This window comes from Eggerthella sp., assembly GCF_048329335.1.
GTDB classification, from domain to species: Bacteria; Actinomycetota; Coriobacteriia; order Coriobacteriales; family Eggerthellaceae; genus Eggerthella; species Eggerthella lenta.
The window spans coordinates 15,125-32,854 of the sequence record NZ_DBFEGU010000022.1; the positions used below are offsets into that span (position 1 = coordinate 15,125).

15 protein-coding genes are annotated in these 17,730 nt (G+C 61.5%); 11 read left to right on the top strand and 4 right to left on the bottom strand.

From position 1 onward, the window contains the following. Positions 1 to 76 precede the first annotated feature (76 nt). From ACMO6A_RS00670 to ACMO6A_RS00695, 6 genes are all read left to right on the top strand, one after another. Positions 77 to 832 (top strand): SDR family NAD(P)-dependent oxidoreductase, encoded by a 756-nt coding sequence (locus ACMO6A_RS00670; RefSeq protein ID WP_114551131.1) that lies wholly within the window; start codon positions 77 to 79, stop codon positions 830 to 832. A 26-nt stretch (positions 833 to 858) separates the two neighbouring features. After that, positions 859 to 1,608 (top strand): SDR family NAD(P)-dependent oxidoreductase, encoded by a 750-nt coding sequence (locus ACMO6A_RS00675; protein WP_009305958.1) that lies wholly within the window; start codon positions 859 to 861, stop codon positions 1,606 to 1,608. Between the two features lie 12 nt (positions 1,609 to 1,620). Beyond that, entirely contained in the window at positions 1,621 to 2,112 is a 492-nt protein-coding gene (locus ACMO6A_RS00680; protein ID WP_015759936.1) for a nuclear transport factor 2 family protein, read from the top strand. 44 nt (positions 2,113 to 2,156) lie between these two features. Next, complete coding sequence (locus ACMO6A_RS00685) at positions 2,157 to 2,891, top strand: EthD domain-containing protein (RefSeq protein WP_041691694.1); 735 nt, start codon at positions 2,157 to 2,159, stop codon at positions 2,889 to 2,891. Between the two features lie 377 nt (positions 2,892 to 3,268). Beyond that, positions 3,269 to 3,541 (top strand): type II toxin-antitoxin system RelB/DinJ family antitoxin, encoded by a 273-nt coding sequence (locus tag ACMO6A_RS00690; protein ID WP_009608106.1) that lies wholly within the window; start codon positions 3,269 to 3,271, stop codon positions 3,539 to 3,541. Further along, positions 3,525 to 3,968 (top strand): type II toxin-antitoxin system VapC family toxin, encoded by a 444-nt coding sequence (locus ACMO6A_RS00695; RefSeq protein WP_009305962.1) that lies wholly within the window; start codon positions 3,525 to 3,527, stop codon positions 3,966 to 3,968. The genes ACMO6A_RS00690 and ACMO6A_RS00695 overlap by 17 nt, the downstream gene beginning before the upstream one ends. Before the next feature lie 99 nt (positions 3,969 to 4,067). Here the strand turns inward: ACMO6A_RS00695 and ACMO6A_RS00700 are convergent, their stop codons facing one another. Next, a complete protein-coding gene (locus ACMO6A_RS00700) occupies positions 4,068 to 5,909 on the bottom strand; it encodes an FAD-binding protein (protein ID WP_009607954.1) in 1,842 nt (613 codons plus the stop codon). 311 nt (positions 5,910 to 6,220) lie between these two features. Here ACMO6A_RS00700 and ACMO6A_RS00705 point away from each other — a divergent pair, with 311 nt between their 5' ends. From ACMO6A_RS00705 to ACMO6A_RS00720, 4 genes are all read left to right on the top strand, one after another. Further along, positions 6,221 to 7,684, top strand: a complete 1,464-nt coding sequence (locus tag ACMO6A_RS00705; RefSeq protein WP_009305964.1) for a helix-turn-helix transcriptional regulator — start codon at positions 6,221 to 6,223, stop codon at positions 7,682 to 7,684. A gap of 172 nt (positions 7,685 to 7,856) precedes the next feature. After that, the gene (locus ACMO6A_RS00710; RefSeq protein WP_009305965.1) at positions 7,857 to 9,947 is read left to right on the top strand and encodes a glutamine synthetase III; all 2,091 of its coding nucleotides are present in this window, start codon (positions 7,857 to 7,859) and stop codon (positions 9,945 to 9,947) included. A 368-nt stretch (positions 9,948 to 10,315) separates the two neighbouring features. Beyond that, complete coding sequence (locus ACMO6A_RS00715) at positions 10,316 to 11,692, top strand: helix-turn-helix domain-containing protein (RefSeq protein WP_009305966.1); 1,377 nt, start codon at positions 10,316 to 10,318, stop codon at positions 11,690 to 11,692. A gap of 148 nt (positions 11,693 to 11,840) precedes the next feature. Next, the gene (locus ACMO6A_RS00720) at positions 11,841 to 13,559 is read left to right on the top strand and encodes an FAD-dependent oxidoreductase (RefSeq protein ID WP_227111320.1); all 1,719 of its coding nucleotides are present in this window, start codon (positions 11,841 to 11,843) and stop codon (positions 13,557 to 13,559) included. 236 nt (positions 13,560 to 13,795) lie between these two features. Here ACMO6A_RS00720 and ACMO6A_RS00725 read toward each other — a convergent pair whose 3' ends face one another. The 3 genes from ACMO6A_RS00725 to ACMO6A_RS00735 form a co-directional block, all read right to left on the bottom strand. Then, complete coding sequence (locus ACMO6A_RS00725; protein ID WP_015759945.1) at positions 13,796 to 15,073, bottom strand: MFS transporter; 1,278 nt, start codon at positions 15,071 to 15,073, stop codon at positions 13,796 to 13,798. 71 nt (positions 15,074 to 15,144) lie between these two features. Further along, on the bottom strand, positions 15,145 to 16,443 hold the full coding sequence (locus tag ACMO6A_RS00730) for a sensor histidine kinase (protein WP_009305969.1): 1,299 nt from the start codon (positions 16,441 to 16,443) through the stop codon (positions 15,145 to 15,147). Further along, positions 16,437 to 17,150, bottom strand: coding sequence for a response regulator transcription factor (locus tag ACMO6A_RS00735; protein WP_009305970.1), 714 nt, complete (start codon positions 17,148 to 17,150; stop codon positions 16,437 to 16,439). Before ACMO6A_RS00735 ends, ACMO6A_RS00730 begins: the two co-directional genes overlap by 7 nt. Positions 17,151 to 17,346: 196 nt before the next feature. On the opposite strand from ACMO6A_RS00735, the gene ACMO6A_RS00740 reads away from it, so the two are divergent. Further along, positions 17,347 to 17,730 (top strand): VTC domain-containing protein (locus ACMO6A_RS00740; protein WP_418470649.1); only part of this gene is annotated, 384 nt, incomplete at its 3' end.

Genomic DNA, 17,730 nt, shown 5'->3' on the forward strand with positions numbered 1-17,730 from the left:
CGTGCGCCAAAGGGGGAGGGTTGGCGCACGCCGATCGGCGCGCTCGCGGTAACTCATTAAGGAGAAGGGGTGTGTCATGGCTCGGTTCGATAACAAGATCGTGCTGGTCACGGGTGCGGCGAACGGTATCGGGCGTTGCATGGTCAAGTGTTTCCTTGCGGAAGGCGCCGAGAAGCTGGTTGCCGTCGACATCGAGCACGATACGTTAGAGGATGCGTTCGGCGACGAGGATCGCGTTCATACCATACCGTGCGATATCACCGATTACGATGCCGTGCACCGCATGGTCGACGAGGCCGTCGAACGCTTCGGTCGCATCGACATCCTCATGAACAACGCGGGCATCAGCATCAAGGACGGGCAGAAGTACGGTATGCTCACCTGCCCGAAAGATGCCTGGGATCGTGTGATCGCCACCAACGTGAACGGGTCGTTCTACGTGGCGCAGGCCGTTGCCCAGGCCATGGTGGCGAAGAAGACGAAGGGCGTTATCGTGAACACGTCCTCGAACACCTTCCGTTTCATACCGAAGTACCTTGGCGCGTATCCCGCATCCAAGGCGGCCATCGCCGTGTTCACCAAGCAGTTCGCCAAAGAGCTTGCCGAGTACGGCATACGCGTCAACGCGTTCGGACCCGGCACGACGAAAACCCGCATGAGCGAGCCGACGCGTTTGAACCCGCACATGAACGAGCAATTCTTGAACGATATTCCCATGCACCGCTACGGCGAAGTGAAGGAGGCCGTGGATGCGGCGCTGTTCCTCGCTTCGGAAGAGTCTTCCTTCATGTTGGGAGAGATCATCTTCGAGGATGGTGGGCAGAGCCTCTAGCTGTGCGTTAGATTAGGAGGACGACAATGGAAAGAGAGCGGTTTGTTGACAAGATAGCCCTGGTAACCGGCGGTGCCAACGGTCTTGGGCGCGGCATGGTCGAGCAACTCGTGAAGGAGGGTGCCCAGGTTGCCATCTTCGACATCGAGGACGATACGATGGAAGAGGTGTTCGGGGGCAACGATCACGTTTTCTGCGTGCACTGCGATGTGCGCGACTACGATCAGGTGCAGGAAAGCGTGCAGAAGGTCATCGATCGATACGGGCGAATCGACGTTTTGATGAACAATGCCGGCATCTGCCATCGGGAGCCGTTTCTGGAGTGCAGCAAGGAGGGATGGCTCGATGTGATGGCCACGAATCTGAACGGCGAATTCTACGTCGGCCAGGCTGTTGCGCGCACGATGGTCGAGCTTGGCGTGAAGGGCTACATCGTGAACACGAGCTCGAACAGCTCCCGCAAGACCATCGGCGGCATCACTCCCTATTGCCCCTCGAAAGCCGCCGTCAAAATGCTTACGCAGGTGATGGCGCTCGAGCTGGCGAAGTACGGCATTCATGTGAACGCGATAGCTCCCGGCACATCCAAAACGCGCATTGCCGCCGGAACGATCAACGATCCTGAGCGGAGCGCTGCGTTCCTGGCGAAGATGCCCTTCGGACGCTACGGCGAAGTTCGCGAGACGGTCGACGTCGCGCTGTTCCTGGCTTCGGAAGACGCTTCGTTCATTACGGGCGAAACCATCTACAACGAAGGCGGTTTCAGCTTGACCTAGGAAGAGGGAGTTATGGCAACTGTTGAGGAGCTTGAGAAGCGCATCGGGGACTTGGAGGACATGAGGGCGATCGAGCGGTTGCAGGCCGAGTATTGGGATACCCTCGATGCCAAAGACTGGGATGGCCTGAGGGCATGCCTTGTGGAAGATTTCGTGTTCGTCAACAACACGACAGGAGGGCTCTACGAAGGACGAGAGGGGATGCTCGCCACGATGCGAGCCAAGTTCGCAGACGGCGTTACGTCGAGCCATCAAGGACACCATCATTGGATCGAGCTGACGGGCGAAGAAACGGCGCGTTCGCATTGGTCGCTCCAAGACGATCTGTACGACGCGCAGCGCGGAGGCGAGTTCGTGGGCCGTGCCCATTATGATAACGAGTACGTGAAGATCGACGGACGATGGTACTTCGCCAAGATGTCGCTGACGTATCTGCGGGGCGAGGCGAACATCAAAAAGCGCTACGAAGACTGCGCGAACGCCTACCAGGTTTTCATGATGTGAGGGTTGGCTTGATGAAGACCCTGTCCAACGAAGGGAGCGAGCACGTGATTGTTCGGTGCGGATTGCTTAAGAGGAACGACAAGTTCACCCAGGAATCGTTCTCGCATCATTGGCTGCATATCCACGGGCCGATTGCTGCGGGAATGAAGAACCTGCGCGTTTACAACCAGAATCTCGTCATTGACAACGAGCATCGTCACCCGATTATGGGAGGCGCCATCGATATCGACGGGTATTCGGAGCTTCATTTCGATACGTACAGCGAAATGCTCGAAGGGGTTCAGTCGTTGGATGCCGAAACCGGTAACGCCCTTCTCGACGACGCCGAGATCCTTTTGCAGAAGCGCTTGTGCGACATCCTGGTGTTTTCCCGCAACGTGGTGCGCGAAGTTCCTCCGTATCTGCGGGGAAAGAACCTGGTTCATCGCGTGTCGTTCTTGAATCGGGCGGAGGGGGTGAGCGTGGCCGAATTCCGTCGAGAGTGGTGTTATGCTCACGCGAAGCTGGTGGAGGCTGTTCCCGGCCATGCGGGCTACAATCAAAACCTCGTGATCGACCGATTCGTAGACGGGGCGAGTGTTTCCAGCGAGAAGCTTCCCTGCGATGGCATGGCCGAGTTCTATTTCGAGGACATGGATGCCTTCGAGTGCTTCTATGATTCCAAGGAATTCCAACGATTGACGGCTCATGGATCCGAGTTCATCGGCTCGGTTGACACCTACCTCGTCGAGACCCATCCCGTCGTGGCCGGGTCGGCGCGCGGAGGGTACTGCCTATAGGCTGATAATGCGAGACGGACCGACAGCCCGCTTCCTCGGAGGCGGGCTGTCGGTTTTTGAAGCGAAGCGAGGGGTTTGTCTCGCCTCGCTCCCGTTTCGACCGCTCCCTCGCTCCGAGTTGTCCCCGAATGGCAAGCTATGACAAAGTTCGTTTTGGAGAACTTGGTTTTTAGCGAGTGGTGGAATTCGTGACCTGGCTGTATGCGGAGGCGTTTTCCGCATTGCCAGCTTGAACCGCTTTAATCCCTCTGTCGAAATTGTCATAGGTGCCGTTTTGCGCCCACGCGCACAAGTAGGAACCCGGTTGCGGGTTGCGACGCTTCCCTCTATACTGTAGTACACGTAATACGTCGATGGGAGGCACAATGGAGTCGGTTATGACCGTGCGGTTGAACGGCGATATGAAGGAGCGCGCTGCCGCGATCATGCGGCGTGAAGGCTACACGCCGTCCTCGGCCGTCAGGCGCCTGTTCGAATACACCGTGAAACACGACGGCCTTCCTTTCGAGAAGAGCGAGAAGCCCGATAGGGATGAGTTGCGCCGTCGCATCGAGGCGTTCGATCAGGTGCACACGAAGCGTCCTTTGACGATGTCCGACGAAGAGCTGCGGGAAGCGCGTTTGAAGGATCGCTATGGATTTGATGCTTGATACCAACATCATTCTCGACCATATCGGTCGACGCGAACCGTTTTATGAGCTGTCGCGCCGCGTATGCCTGCTGGGAGTGGTCCAGGAAGCGTCCACCTACATTAGCGTGAATATGCTGACCGACATCTACTATCTGCTGCGCAAGGACCACGGCAGCGATGCTGCCCAGGAGATGATCGAGCATAATCTGTCGTTCCTTCAGATCGTAGGGGTATCGCCGGAGGATGCAAGGCGGGCCCTCGGCTTGCGCTGGGCGGATTTCGAGGATTGCCTTGTCGCCCAATGCGCCGCGAAAATCAAAGCGGACTACATCGTCACGCGCAACGTCAAGGACTTCAAAGCGTCTCCTGTCGAAGCCGTCACCCCTGAAGAGCTGTTCGCCCGTCTGCGCGAGCAGGGCTTGGACTACGAAGAAGTGGAGTGGTAGCGCGTTCGAAAAGAAGCCCCGCGCGGTGGGAGGGAACCGGCGGGGCTTGGGATTCGATGCTCGGGATGCGCAGGGCGTCCCGAGCATCGAAAGGGAGGGCTACTTCGCCGAGGCCGTCACGGTGTTGACGCGGTCTTCCTCGGGCATCATGCCGCTGACGATCTCGAGATCGGCTATCTCCTTGTCGGCATCTCCTCCGGCGGCGTTGATGCCGGCGATGCGACCGAACGTCAGGCAGCGACCATGGTTCGTGCCGGGGCAGATGGTGGGGTAGTCGTTCGAGAAGTATTCGCCGCCTGCGGCACCGCACACGTACAGGCCTTCGATGGGGTTGTTCTCCTCGTCGAGGACGTGGCATTCCGTATCCTGGCGCAGCCCACCCGACGCTGCCAGCAGCGTGGACACCAGTTGGCCTGCGAAGTAGGGCGGCGTATCGATGGGCCACAGGATTTCCGGGCGCTTGCCGAAGTCGTCGTCGTTGCCCTTCGCGGCCAGCTCGTTGTAGCGTGCGACGGTGGCCTTGAGCCCCTCGGCGTCGATCCCCGCTTTTTCAGCCAGCTCGTCCAGCGTGTCGGCTTGGAACAGCAGACCCTGGTCGATCTTCGCCTGGCGCAGCTTCAGCTCTACGTCCATGTCGAACGGCACACCGAAGCGGCGGTACTGCTGATCGGACGAGATGCCGCCCGAGATGCCGTCGTTGCACGACTGGGCGAACGATTCCAGCGAGTTCGCATCGTAGATGGTGAACGCCTTGCCCTCGGGTTGGTACGACTTCACGCACGACTTCGACTGCGTGTTCACGTCCTCGTTCATGAAACGCTGGCCGTTCTTGTTGACGTGCAGGAAGTTGTAGCTTTGCGCACCGGACTCCAGATGGATGGTGGCGCAGTGCGGCTCGGACTCCTGCATGGCCCCGCCAATCCACATGGCCTGCTTGTGCAGATCGCCCGTGGAAATGCCGAAGGGGATGTACAGGCGGCTGTCGGCATGCCAAGTGAAGGGCTGGTAGCGCGTGCGCATCTCGTCGTCGTCCAGGTAGTCGCCGGTGGCGATGATCACGGACTTCGCGTTTATCTGCTTGTACGACCCTTCCTCGCCCACGATGGCGCCCGTCACGGGCCCGTTGCCTTCGCGCAGCAGGCGAGCGCATGGCGTTTCGTAACGGTACTCGACGCCCAGCTTCTCGCCCTGCTCGATGACGGCGGGGATGAGCACGGCCATGCCCAGGCCCTTCGACACGCCGTCGAGGTACACGAAGTCGGTGGTGTCGTCGTAGAAGAAGTGCGTGATGGGCTCCTCGGTGTAGTCGGGGCCCTTGTAGTAGCCGGCCCACAGTGTGGGCTTCAAGCCCGATTCGGCCACGAGGTCGACCAGCCAGTCCATGCACGCGCCCGATTTCTTGGCGAATTGCCACAGCAGCGGTTCTTTCACGCGGCCGGTAGCCCACTCGATCAGGCGCCGCACGATGTGCGCGTAGTCGGCCTCTTTGAACCAACCCTCATTCACGTATTGCTTCACGAGCTTCGATCCGTAGGCCGTGATGTGTCCGCCGCGTCCGGAGTACGTGTTGCACTTGTCGATGCACAGCGTTTTCGCGCCCTCCTGCGCTGCGGCGACCGAGGCGATGGCGCCGGCGAATCCGCAGCCCACTACGAGCACGTCCACGTCCTCGGTTCCCGTGATCTGGTCGGCGGGGATGTCGGCCGGCGGCGTCATGAACGACCATTCGACGGCCGCGTTGGCTCCCAAGGGGTTGCCGGCGAGGCTCGCGGAGTCGATTGCGCCGCTTGCGGTAGCTGTTTCGTCGGCGGCTTGCGTGCTGGGGGCGCAGCCGGCGAGGCCGGCTCCTGCGGCGCCAAGGCTTGCAAGTCCTGCTCCAATGAGGAACTGGCGACGAGAAACCCCTGTTGAAGTGCGTGCGGCGCGTTCATTCTTCGACATAATGGAACTCCCTCTCTCCCTGATGGTCGTCGGTCGCTCAAGATGGAAGCGACCGAGCTCTTGGCGTAGACCATACTGAAATTCCAACGCGTCCCGCCATCCCCCTTGCGTGGTAAATCGCCGGAAACCGAATCTACCCCCGGAAGGGGTAGAGGCGAGACACTGACGCATGCTTGCTCTGTGCTACCATGCAACCACGGAATCAAGCAGCTCGGGGAGGGGCGATGTTGACCGTGCCGAATGTACAGGATGGCCGCGGCGGGGAGGCCGCATCGCGCTGCGCTTTAACGGGGTGGCAAGAGCGTCATGGCATGCTGCGCTCGTTTCGCCGCGAGATGCGCGCGCATCCGCGGCTGTCGATGGGCTTCGGCCTGTTCTGGACATGGGTGTGGCTTGTGTTCCAAACCACGTTTTTCAACCCGCCGTTTCTCGCGGCGCTCGACTTTCCGCTGCCTGGATGGGTCGTGCCGCTGTCGGCGTACGCCTGTACGTTTTTGGTGTTGGGCGTGCTGCTGAAGGCGAGGAGGATTGTGCCGCAAGGGCGATGGTACCGCATTGCCGTGCCGGCCTCCATGTCGATCGGCGTGACTACGTGCGGCATCCTTTCCTTCTCGCCTTTGACCGTGGAGCTGGTGAACGTCGCGGCGGTGTGCCTGGGCGGTCTTCTCATGGGCGCGGGCACGGCGTGCCTTCATGTGGAATGGGGTCGCATCTTGGGCGATCTGGGACCGCGCACCACCATTCTGCACGGCGTGGTGGGAACCGTGGTGGCTGCCCTTCTTACCGTGTGCATCACGTTGTTGCCTGAGGCGGCGGTGTGGGCAGCGGCGCTCGTCATCCCCGCCGCAAGCATGGCGTTGCTCATGCGCGACGCTCCGGTGACACCCGATCTGCTAGCGCACGGTTTGGACGCTCCTCTTCATGTGCCGCGCAAGTTTCTGGCCACGGCGTTCGTCCAAGGACTGTCGTTCGGCATCGTGCAGGCAGTGCTGCTCATGGGCGGACACGACGAGCCGGTGGTCGCCCTGTCGGCAGCCAGCTTCGCGGTGTCTGCCCTCGTGCTGTTTACGTGTGCGCTGTTCTTCCGCATGGACTTCAACCAGCTGATCTACCAGGTGGGATTTCTCATCATGTCGCTGGGCTTCTTGTTCCTGGCCTTGGCGGGGCCCGATGCGCTGCCGGGATTGTTCGTGCAAGCGATGGGGTACCGCTTCGTTGATATCATGATGTGGGCGCTGTGCGCGCTGCTCATCAGCAAGCGCGGACTGCCCGCCAACTGGGTGTTTGCCATTACGACGTGCTTTTTGCTGTTGGGCCAGATCGCCGGCGCCCTAGTAGCGAGCGCGACGCTCTGGGTGCTTCCGCTGTCGGTCGAGACGGCGAGCGATCTGGCTACGGTGATGGTGTTCGTGCTGCTGGCAAGCTCGCTGGTGATGTGCGACCGCAAGAACCTGCAAACCGGCTGGGGCATGGTGCGTCCCGGCGACATGGAGGAGCTTCCTGATAGCTTCGAGCGCGGATGCGAGCTGGTGTGCCATCGCAACGATCTGACCGCGCGCGAGCAGGAGGTGTTCGCGCTCCTTGCGCGCGGATCCAGCCGTGCGGCCATTTGCGACGAGCTTACGCTGTCGAAGGAGACGGTGAAAACGCATGTGCGCAACATCTACCGCAAGATGGGCATTCACTCTCAGCAGGATCTGCTGGCAGCTGTGGTGGCCGAACAACGTGCGCTCGGCATGCAGGAGGAGGGCGAGCTTGCCGAGGAGGCGCTGTAAACTGCCCTTCGGGTTCGAAAACTTCTTGAAACATTTCGCCGTTAGTTTGATTACGGCGTATTGATCATGCGGTTTGACCTGCGGCCGTGCTATCGTATGCGGGTGGTTCATCCGCGCGCGTCGCGGGAGGCCGCGCACCGCCTTGAACGCAACGAGTAAGGAGCTCATTCTCATGGCGAAGGTTTCGGAAATCTACGGCTCGATGGTATTCAACGAGCATACGATGCAGGAGCGTCTGCCGTCTGCCACGTACAAGAGCCTGATCAAAACCATGAAAGAGGGCAAGCCCCTCGAGATCGAGGTAGCGAACGTCGTGGCCCACGCCATGAAGGAATGGGCCATCGAGAAGGGCGCCACCCACTTCACGCATTGGTTCCAGCCCCTGACCGGCATCACGTCGGAGAAGCACGACAGCTTCCTCGACCCCTGCAGCGACGGCCGCGCCATCATGAGCTTCTCCGGAAAAGAGCTGATCCAGGGCGAGCCCGATGCCTCCAGCTTCCCGTCCGGCGGCCTGCGCGCCACCTTCGAGGCCCGCGGCTACACCGCCTGGGACCCCACCTCCTACGCCTTCATCAAGGACGAGGTGCTGTGCATCCCGACGGCATTCTGCTCCTACACCGGCGAGGCCCTCGACAAGAAGACGCCGCTTTTGCGCTCGATGAGCGCGGTGGAGGAGCAGGCCAACCGCGTGCTGGCCCTGTTCGGCGAGCCGCGTCAGCGCATCGTGCCCACGCTGGGCGCCGAGCAGGAATACTTCCTCGTGTCCGAGAAGGCCTATGCCAAGCGCCAGGATCTCATCATGACGGGCCGCACCCTGTTCGGTTACGCCCCCTGCAAGGGCCAAGAGCTCGACGAGCATTACTTCGGCGCCATCCGTCCCACCGTCAACGAGTTCATGAAGGAACTGGACAACGAGCTGTGGGCGCTCGGCGTGCCGGCTCGCACGAAGCACAACGAGGTGGCTCCGGCGCAGCACGAGCTGGCTCCCATCTTCACGAACGTGAATCGCGGCGTGGACGAGAACCTTCTCACCATGGAGAAGATGCGCCTGCTGGCCAGCCATCACGGTCTCGTGTGCCTGCAGCACGAGAAGCCGTTCGAGGGCATCAACGGCTCGGGCAAGCACAACAACTGGTCGCTGTCGGCCGGCAAGAAGAACCTGTTCGACCCCGGCGAGAGCCCCATGGACAACCTGCGCTTCCTCGTGTTCCTCGCGGGCGTCATCCAGGCGGTGGACGACTATCAGGAGCTGCTGCGCATGTCGGTGGCGTCCGCGGGCAACGACCATCGCCTCGGTGCCGACGAGGCGCCGCCGGCCATCATCTCCATCTTCCTGGGCGACGAGCTAGACGCTATCGTGGACGCGCTCATCGACGACCACGAGTACACGAACGCCGAGAAAGTGGCCATGGACCTGGGCGTGGCCGTGCTGCCGAACTTCCTCAAGGACAACACCGACCGCAACCGCACCTCGCCGTTCGCGTTCACCGGCAACAAGTTCGAGTTCCGCATGCCCGGCTCGGGCGTGAACCTGTCGGATTGCAACATGATCCTGAACACGGCCATGGCGAAGAGCCTCAAGGACTTCGCCGACGCGATGGAGGGCAAGGCCGGCGAGGAATTCGAAGCCGCCGCCATCGATTACATCCGCGACGTGCTGACGGCGCACCAGCGCATCATCTTCAACGGCAACGGCTATTCGGAAGAATGGACGCGGGAGGCGGAGCGCCGCGGCCTGGCGAACCATCCTACGACGGCCGACGCCCTGCCGTGCTTCGTCGAACCGAAGAGCATCGCGCTGTTCGAGGAGTTCGGCGTGCTCACGGAAACCGAAGTGCGCAGCCGCTACGAGGTGAAGCTGGAGAAGTACAACAAGCTGCTGAACATCGAGGCGCGCACGATGAAGCGCATGGTGCGCCGCGCCTACCTGCCCGCCATCAACAGCTACGCCGCCGAGGTGGCCGGCCACATCAACGCCATCCGGTCGGCTTGCGCCGGTGCCGACACCGACCAGCAGGAAGAGCTGCTGCGCCGTTTGCTGCTGGGCATCAAGGAGATCGACACGCAGCTGCGCGCCCTGGGCAAGCTGCACCACGAGACGCTGGAGATCGAGAGCGAGCAGGAGAAGGCGAACACCTACGCGCACGAGGTCATCCCCGTCATGGACAGGCTGCGCGCCGCCGTCGACGGGCTCGAAGTCCTCGTCGATCGCGACCACTGGCCCGTTCCCACGTACAACGACATCCTGTTCTACGTGTAAGCGAAACGCTTCCAGCGGCCCCGGCTATGCCGGGGCCGCTCGCGTTGTTGGGGGCGGTTGGAATCGAGGCCTGCCGGCAAAAGCGAGGTTTGACGGCAAAAACGAAGCCTGGTAACTTTGAAGGCGCTCTGCTTCGCGCAAATGTAGTCGAATGTAAGGCAGGTCCGTTATTTCCCCAGGTGGGAAAGTATCGCCTGATATTCTACCTTTGCCATAGGATTACCAAACCGCCTCGCTTTTACCGTGCGGAAGCGTTTTCGGCGTCACGGATCGGTGGAAGCAGTTCGCGAGGGTGTATACTCGTTTTCGTTGCGCCATACGAGTGCAAAGCCTGATGAATCCTTCGATGTCTGACGGAGGTTGTATTGATGAAAGCCGAGGGACGGCTTTTCGAAGAAGCCCTTGCCTCTCTGCGGAAGTGGCGTTTTCTGGTGATCGGTGGCGCGTTGTGGTGGTGCTGCCATTTTCTCACTCTGTACCAAAACGATATCGTCTCTTTGGATCCGATTGTCGGTTTTCCCGACATTATTTGGCTTTCGTGCGTGCTTGCAACTCTCGTGGTGTTCGTGGTGCTTATGTTCTCTCCTCGGCTTCGTCGGGCATACGGAGGGACTCGAACCTATATTGCGGCATTCTTCTGCGTTATCGGCGGTCTAGCGTGCTTTCCTCTCGCCGCCACAGAATCTGCTTTGGCGTTCGCTGGCTCGCTTCTTTCGGGGACGGGTATCGGCATCGTGTTCGCCTTGTACGGATGCCTTCATGCCCGCTGCAGGCATCGAGACATTCTTTTGCTTTGCGCCGTGGAGCAAGGTATCGCGCTGCTCCTTTTTGCGGCGGTGAACATTCTTGAGATTCCTGCGATTCCGGTTGCCATGGTGTTCGGCACGTTGTCTTTGCTGTTAATGCATGCTTCGAGCCGCGTGGGTGCAGACGAGAATCGCGAACCGTCCGTTGCGCTCGATGCGAATGTGGGGCAGCTTGCATTTTTGGCCTTCTTGATAGGGCTTCCTTACGGTCTTGTGCGCAACATGGTCTCGCAAGTCGGGGAAGGTTGGGCAAGCGCGGCGTTGCCGCTCGTGCTGGCGGGCACCTTCGTCGCCGCGGCGCTCTTGTTGGCGGTTTACTTCTCGCGACAGCGTTGGGGTTTGGTGAAGCAGTTCGCGGTTGTGGTGGCTCCGTTGACTGCGGCGAGCATGGCGTTGTTGCCCCTTGCATCGTTGAACCAGGTAGTTCCAGCGATTGTGGGGAATGCGGGCTTCGTGTCTTTTCTTATGCTGCAGTACTACTACGCGGCGGTGCTCAGCGCTCCATCCGAAAAGCCCCAGTCGAAGCTGTTGTTCATCTTGGGTGTGTTTACGCTGGCTGACAATTCGGGGCAGCTAGTAGGGGCCCTGCTTCCTTCTGAGTTTGCGAGCGCTGCTTCATCGGTGATGATCTACATTATATTAGTATGTTGCATATTCCTATTCTCGCGCAGACGAGACGCGCCCTCGAAGCTTCATGCTGAATCTATCGCCGACGATTCCGTCAGGCTTTCGGAGCTTTCGCTCGACGATGCGGCGTTCGAGCGGTACGACCTCACTATGAGAGAGCGAGAGGTCCTTCTATTGCTGCTCAATCGGCTGACGTACGAGGAAATAGCGGAGCGGCTCTTCATAAGCACGAATACCGTCAAAACGCATGTGGGGAACGTATACAAGAAGACGGGCGTGTCTTCGCGCAAGGAGCTTGTTTCGAAGTTTTAAGCGAAGGCGCAGGATGCGGGGCGTTGAGATGGCAGTAGTACTTTTCCGGTGATCTGTTTGACATGCATCCAGCTCAGCTCATCGATTGCGATGATCACCCGCTTCCTCCGATGTAAACCTTCCGTCGGATCCGTACCCTTGGTCCTGCTTGCAGTCGGGCAAGCGAACGACCAAGGAGGGACGTATGGAATCAACGATGGATCGACGCTCGTTTCTGAAGGGGTCTGTGCTTGCAGGAGCTGTCGCTTCTACGGGCATGCTTCTTGGAGGTTGCGCGCCGAAAAAGGAAAGCGAATCGGCCGTCGAAAAAAACGGCAAGAGCGCTGGCGATGGAGGGGCTGTCGATTGGCTTGGCGCTCCTCAGACGATCGACGAAGGCGATATCGCCGAAACGTTGGAGTGCGATGTGCTTGTAATCGGCGGCGGGCTTTCCGGGCTATGCGCCTTGAATGCGGCTGTTGAGGAAGGCGCGAATGCCATCCTTATCGAAAAGCACAGCTGCTCGCGTTACGGCGGCATCTTCCATTCTGCAATCGGTTACGAAAAGCAGGTGGAGGCTGGAGTGACCCTCGACCCGGAAGAGGTGCTCAACAACGAGCTTGTTAAATACGGGCCGCTGTGCGACACGTCGTTTTGGGCAACCTGGGCGCACGAAAGCGGTGCGATCATGGATTGGCTTTTGGAGAAAGCCGAAGCGAACGGGGTTGTTATAGGCATGCCCTTCACGCAGTACCCCGAAGGCGTCGATCCAAGCAAGGAGCCCTACATCACGATCCCCGGCAGCTTCACCACGGGATGGGATCACTTCATCGAAGAGGGGAAGGAACGCGAAAAGTATCTTCTCGATGCGCTGACTTCCGAAGCGGTGAAGTCTGGAGCGCAGGTCAAGTACAACACGCCTGGTTTGTACCTGGAGCAAACGGATAACGGCGCGGTGGGTGGAGCCGTCGCGCAGGCCGAAGACGGGTCGTATCTGCGGATCAAGGCGGCAAAGGGCGTTATCGTGTGTACGGGGGACTTTGCAGGTAACGAAGACATGTGCACGGCGTTGCTGCCTGAAACGATCGCCAAGGATATGTACGACTGCAACGCATACACCTCCTACATGGAATCAGACGAGCAGCCGAAGGGTCGTTTGGATACGGGAGACGGCCATAAGATGTGCATCTGGGCAGGCGGTGTCATGGAGGACAATCCCGTCGCTACGATGGGGTGGCCCAGCGTAGCGGAGGCTGGGCTGCTGCCGTACATGGGCGTGAACTCCATCGGCGAGCGGTTCGCCAACGAGGCTAATGCGTTCATGATAATCGGCCGTATCGCATACGATCAGCCGTGCGCCGCAGAGAAGGGCGCTCATTTTTGGAAGATCGTCGATGCGAACTATGCTCAGCAGACTGCGGACATGAAGCCGATATGCATGTTCGGCGTCATGGAGAGCGGGCTGGACGAGGAGACGATGTCGAAGAGCCCGAACGTAAAGGCGGACACGATCGAGGAGCTCGCTTCCGAGATGGAGGTCGATCCAGAGGTGCTGAAGGCCTCGATCGACCGGTACAACGAAATGGTCGCCCAAGGGTTCGATTCCGACTTCGCCAAGCCTAGTCGCTACTTGTATCCGATCGAGACCGCGCCGTTTTACGCGATCAGGGCGCAGCAGTCGTTCATTCATACGATGAGCGGCGTGCTCTGCTCGCCTGATCTGGAGGTTTGCGGTTCGAACGGGGCGATTCCCGGACTCTACGCTGCGGGCAACGTGGTTGGACGACGCTTCGGCAACCATTATGAAGCATCGTTGCCGGGCATGTCGAACGCTTTTGCGATCGTTCACGGTTACCTGGCTGGGAAGCATTGCGCGGCGCGCAGGTAAAAGGAATCGGTTCCCAGTAGATGCAGCTCCCTATGCGGCGCAAGCCTCTCCGGCTTGTGCCGCATTTGCCGCCTGCGCACGCCGTGCGTTCCCTTAGGCTTATGCTCCTCATCGGACTATGCCATTGTGAGGGAGCTCAGATAACCAAGCGTCTCGTTGGAGCAGGCCCCTCTTGCAAGGCGCAAGATCATGAAAGAAGATTAAAGCTGCATGAAGCGTGCGAAAGCCGCAGCTATCTAGCGTTCTTGCGGGGCAAGGTCGCTGTCGGGTGCCGCTGTTGGTTCGTCTCCTGCATCTTTGATGCCTCGGAGCGGTACGTTCGAGCGCAGCAGAGCCACCCAGCCGGCGATGGCGACGCCCATCGAACCGACGATGATGACGCCCACGCCTACCACGTAGTTCGGCCACGGCAGTACGGCGGCAAGCATGCCGACGCAGCCGATGGCGGTGTGCGCGAAGTTGATCAGCGACGATGCGGCTCCGGTATCGCCTTCCTGCTGCGACAGCAGGACGTTGGTGCTGTACGGCCGAACGGCAGCCTCCGTCAGCGCGAACGCAAGGAACGTGATGCAGAACAGCTGCGGGCTCGCTTGGCCCACGGCCAGCATGGCCGCGCCGGACGCCAGCGCGATGCCCAGCAGGATGCTGGTGAACCGCCGCGCGGACATGAACCGCGAGGCCGCAAGCCAGATGAACGGCCCCGCAGCCGTCAGCAGCGCGGCGAACGCGAAGTACATGCTGTACTCCAGCTCGGTCAGCCCGAAGAACGTGATGTACACGTACGAACCGACGGCGATGTACGCCATGAACGGCAGGTTGTACAGCCCGACGATGCCCAGGAACGCCGAGAACCCCTTGTTGCGCGCCACCGCGCCCAGCTGCTTCACGCTTCCCAGCACGGTGCCCTCGTAGCGTTCGCTGACGGGAAGCGTCTCGTCGAACAGCAGCGCCAGCCCGGCGCACAGAAGGCCGATGCCCGCCAGTACCCAGAACGTCATGCGCCAGTCGGCGACCTGCAGGATGAGCGCGCCCGCCACCGGCGCCAGCACGGGCCCTACCACGAACATCACCTGCACGACGGACAGCAGAGCCTCGCGCCGTTCGGGGACGACGGCGTCCTTCACCACCGCCGTGGACACCGCGCTCACCGCCCCGGCGCCCAAGGCTTGCAGGATGCGCGTGGCGATGAGCATGACGATGTCCACTGACAGCGCGCATAAAGCGCTGGCCAGCGCATACGTGAGAATGCCTGCCAGCAGCACGGGTTTGCGTCCGTAGCGGTCGCTTGCGGGCCCGAACGCCAGCAGCCCGACGGCGAAGAACAGGAAGTAGCCCACCAGCGTGAGGTTCACCATGCTCTCCGACGTGTTGAAATGCTCGGTCATGTGCGGGACGGCCGGCGTGTACATGTCCAGCGAAAGCGGCGTGACCAGCGACGTGATGACCAGCAGCACGATGAGCCCCAGCGGCCCCAACCGCCGTTGAGGCCGTGCGAGCCACGAGTGTAGTGCCATGTGCGTAGATCTCCTTGCGAAGCAGATGCGTTCAGGTTGAGCTTCCAGTATAGAAGACTTCGCCAGCGTCGTCAGGCGGGCAAGGTGGGCAGCGTGAGGGTGAACGTGGTGCCGCGCTCGTCGTCGCTGGCGGCAGCGAGGTTGCCGCCGTGCTCCTCGGCGATGGCGTGCGCGATGGCCAGCCCCAGGCCGTAGCCGCTGTCGTCGCGCGTGCGCGCCTTGTCGGCGCGGTAGAAGCGGTCGAACACGTGGGGGAGATCCTCGGGCGCGATGGCGAAGCCGGTGTTGTGCACCGCCAGCTCGATGCGGCGCACGCTTTGGCGCAGCGATACGTTCACGCTGCCGCCGTCGTCGGCGTACTTGCATGCGTTGTCCAGCAGCGTGCCCACCAACTTGCGCAGCCTCATCGCATTGCCGCGCACCATGACGCTCTCGTCCAGCTGCGATTGCAAATCGACGGCGCGCTCGAACGCCACGGACTCGAACTGCAGCAGCTCGCCTTCCACCAGGTCGGTGAGGTCGAGCCGCTCCATGGGCGGCGGCGCGGCGCCCTCGTCGACCTGCGCGAGCAGCAACAGGTCGCCTACCAGGCCCTGCATCTGCTGCGCTTCGTGCTGGGTGCTCTCGATCCACTGGCTCTGGCTGGCGATGCTGCGCTCGGGATGCTCAAGCAGGATGGACGTGTTCGCGAGGATCACGGTGAGGGGCGTCTTCAAATCGTGCGAAGCGTCGGCTACGAACCGGCGCTGCTGGCGCCATGCGCGATCCACTGGCGCCAGCGCCCACCGCGAGAAGAACATGCTGATCACGAAGAACGCAGCCAACGCCGCCGCGCCCACGCCCGCCAGTGTGACGGCCAGGGTCTGCCAGCCGCTTGCGGCGCTCATGTCCGCGAACGCGAGGTACGCGGCGCCTCCCACGGTGCGCTTCTCGTAGAACAGCCCTAGGCCGTCCAGGCTGCCGGAGCCGTCGGGCTGATCGGCCAGCGCGGCCGCGGCCTGCGCCAGCACGTCGTCGGCGATGGACGCCGTAGTGCGCGTTTGAACAGCTGCCAGCGAGCCGTCGGCCTCCACCGAGAACACCGCTACGGGAATGGCGGGATCCGATCCGCCGCGCTTGCCGCCGATCTCGGGGGGCATTCCGTTTGCACGGGCGGCGTCCGCTGGCACCTGGGCGCCGGGCTGGGTGCCGCTCGACGGGCCGCCGCCCGCGTCGCCTGCGTGGGCAAGAGCAGCGTCGAGCGTCTCGTGCACGCGCGCGACGCTCTGCTGGTAGTCGATGACGCAGATGGCGGTGAACACCACGGCCAACACCACGGCAACGGTGGCCATGTTGAGCGCGATGAACTTGACGCGCAGCTTCTTCAGCATGGAAGGCCCGCGCTTTCCGAGGCGTCGTCGGGCGCGGCATCGGCCACGAACCGGTAGCCCGCGCGCCGCAGCGTCTCGATGCGCGCCGTCGATCCCAGGAACTTCATCTTCTTGCGCAGAAACGACACGTAGGCCTCCACGTTGTTGTCTTCGGCGCTCGACTCCACGCCCCACACCTTCGCGATGAGCATGTCCTTCGACACCACCTGCCCGGCGTTCGCCATGAGCACCTTGGCCAGCGAGAACTCCTTGTAGCTGAGGTGTATGGACTTCGACCCGCACGCCAGGTCGTAGCTTTCCAGGTTCAGCACGAGGTCGCCGGCGGCCAGCTTCTCGAACAGCACTTCGCCCTGGCGGCGCGTGAGCGCGCGCAGGTGAGCCAGCAGCTCGGCGGGCGCGAACGGCTTGGTCATGTAGTCGTCGGCGCCGCTGTCGAGGCCGGTGATCTTGTCGGGCACGGCGTCGCGCGCGGTGAGCAGCAGCACCGGCACGCTGATGCTTTTGCGGCGCAGCTGGGCCACCACGGCGAAGCCGTCCATCTTCGGCAGCATCACGTCGAGGATGATCACGTCGTAGTCGCCGCATTCGGCGTAGGCGAGGCCGGAGGCGCCGTCGTGCACGACGTCCGTCTGGTAGCCGTTCTCGGCGAGTATGTGCGCCAGCGCCTGCGCCAGGCGCACGTCGTCTTCAACGATGAGGACTTGCATGGCGACCTGCTTTCTTTCGCGCGTCCTAGCTTCCATTGTACCGTCAGACCTGAAAAGCGTCTGAAAGAAACAGGCGAAGGCCCTTTTCGCGAGCGTGTTGCTTCTGCGCGAGCGCTCGGGCGGAGGCAGGCCCTTTCAGGGAACTTTCAGGCAGCGCGGCTAGGATGCGGTGTCTGATGGAAAGGACCGGTATCCCATGACAACGTTCACCGACGTATTCGAACGCAAGGAAGTGAAGTACCGCCTGGACGCGCGCCAGCACCGCGCGATGGCAGCCGCGTTACGCGGTCGCATGGCGCCCGACGCGTTCGGCCGGACGCGCATCGTCAGCCGCTACTTCGACACGCCCGAGCGCGCGCTCATCGAGCGGTCGTTGGACAAGCCGCTGTACAAGGAGAAGCTGCGCTTGCGCAGCTACGGGTCGCCGCAGGCTGGCGACCGCGTGTTCGTGGAGATCAAGAAGAAGTACAAGGGCATCGTGTACAAGCGACGGGTGGGCTGCTCGTTGGCTGCGGCCGAAGCCTACCTGGGCGGAGAGTCGTACGAGCAGGCCTGCGCGCGATTCCCGCTGCCCGACCCG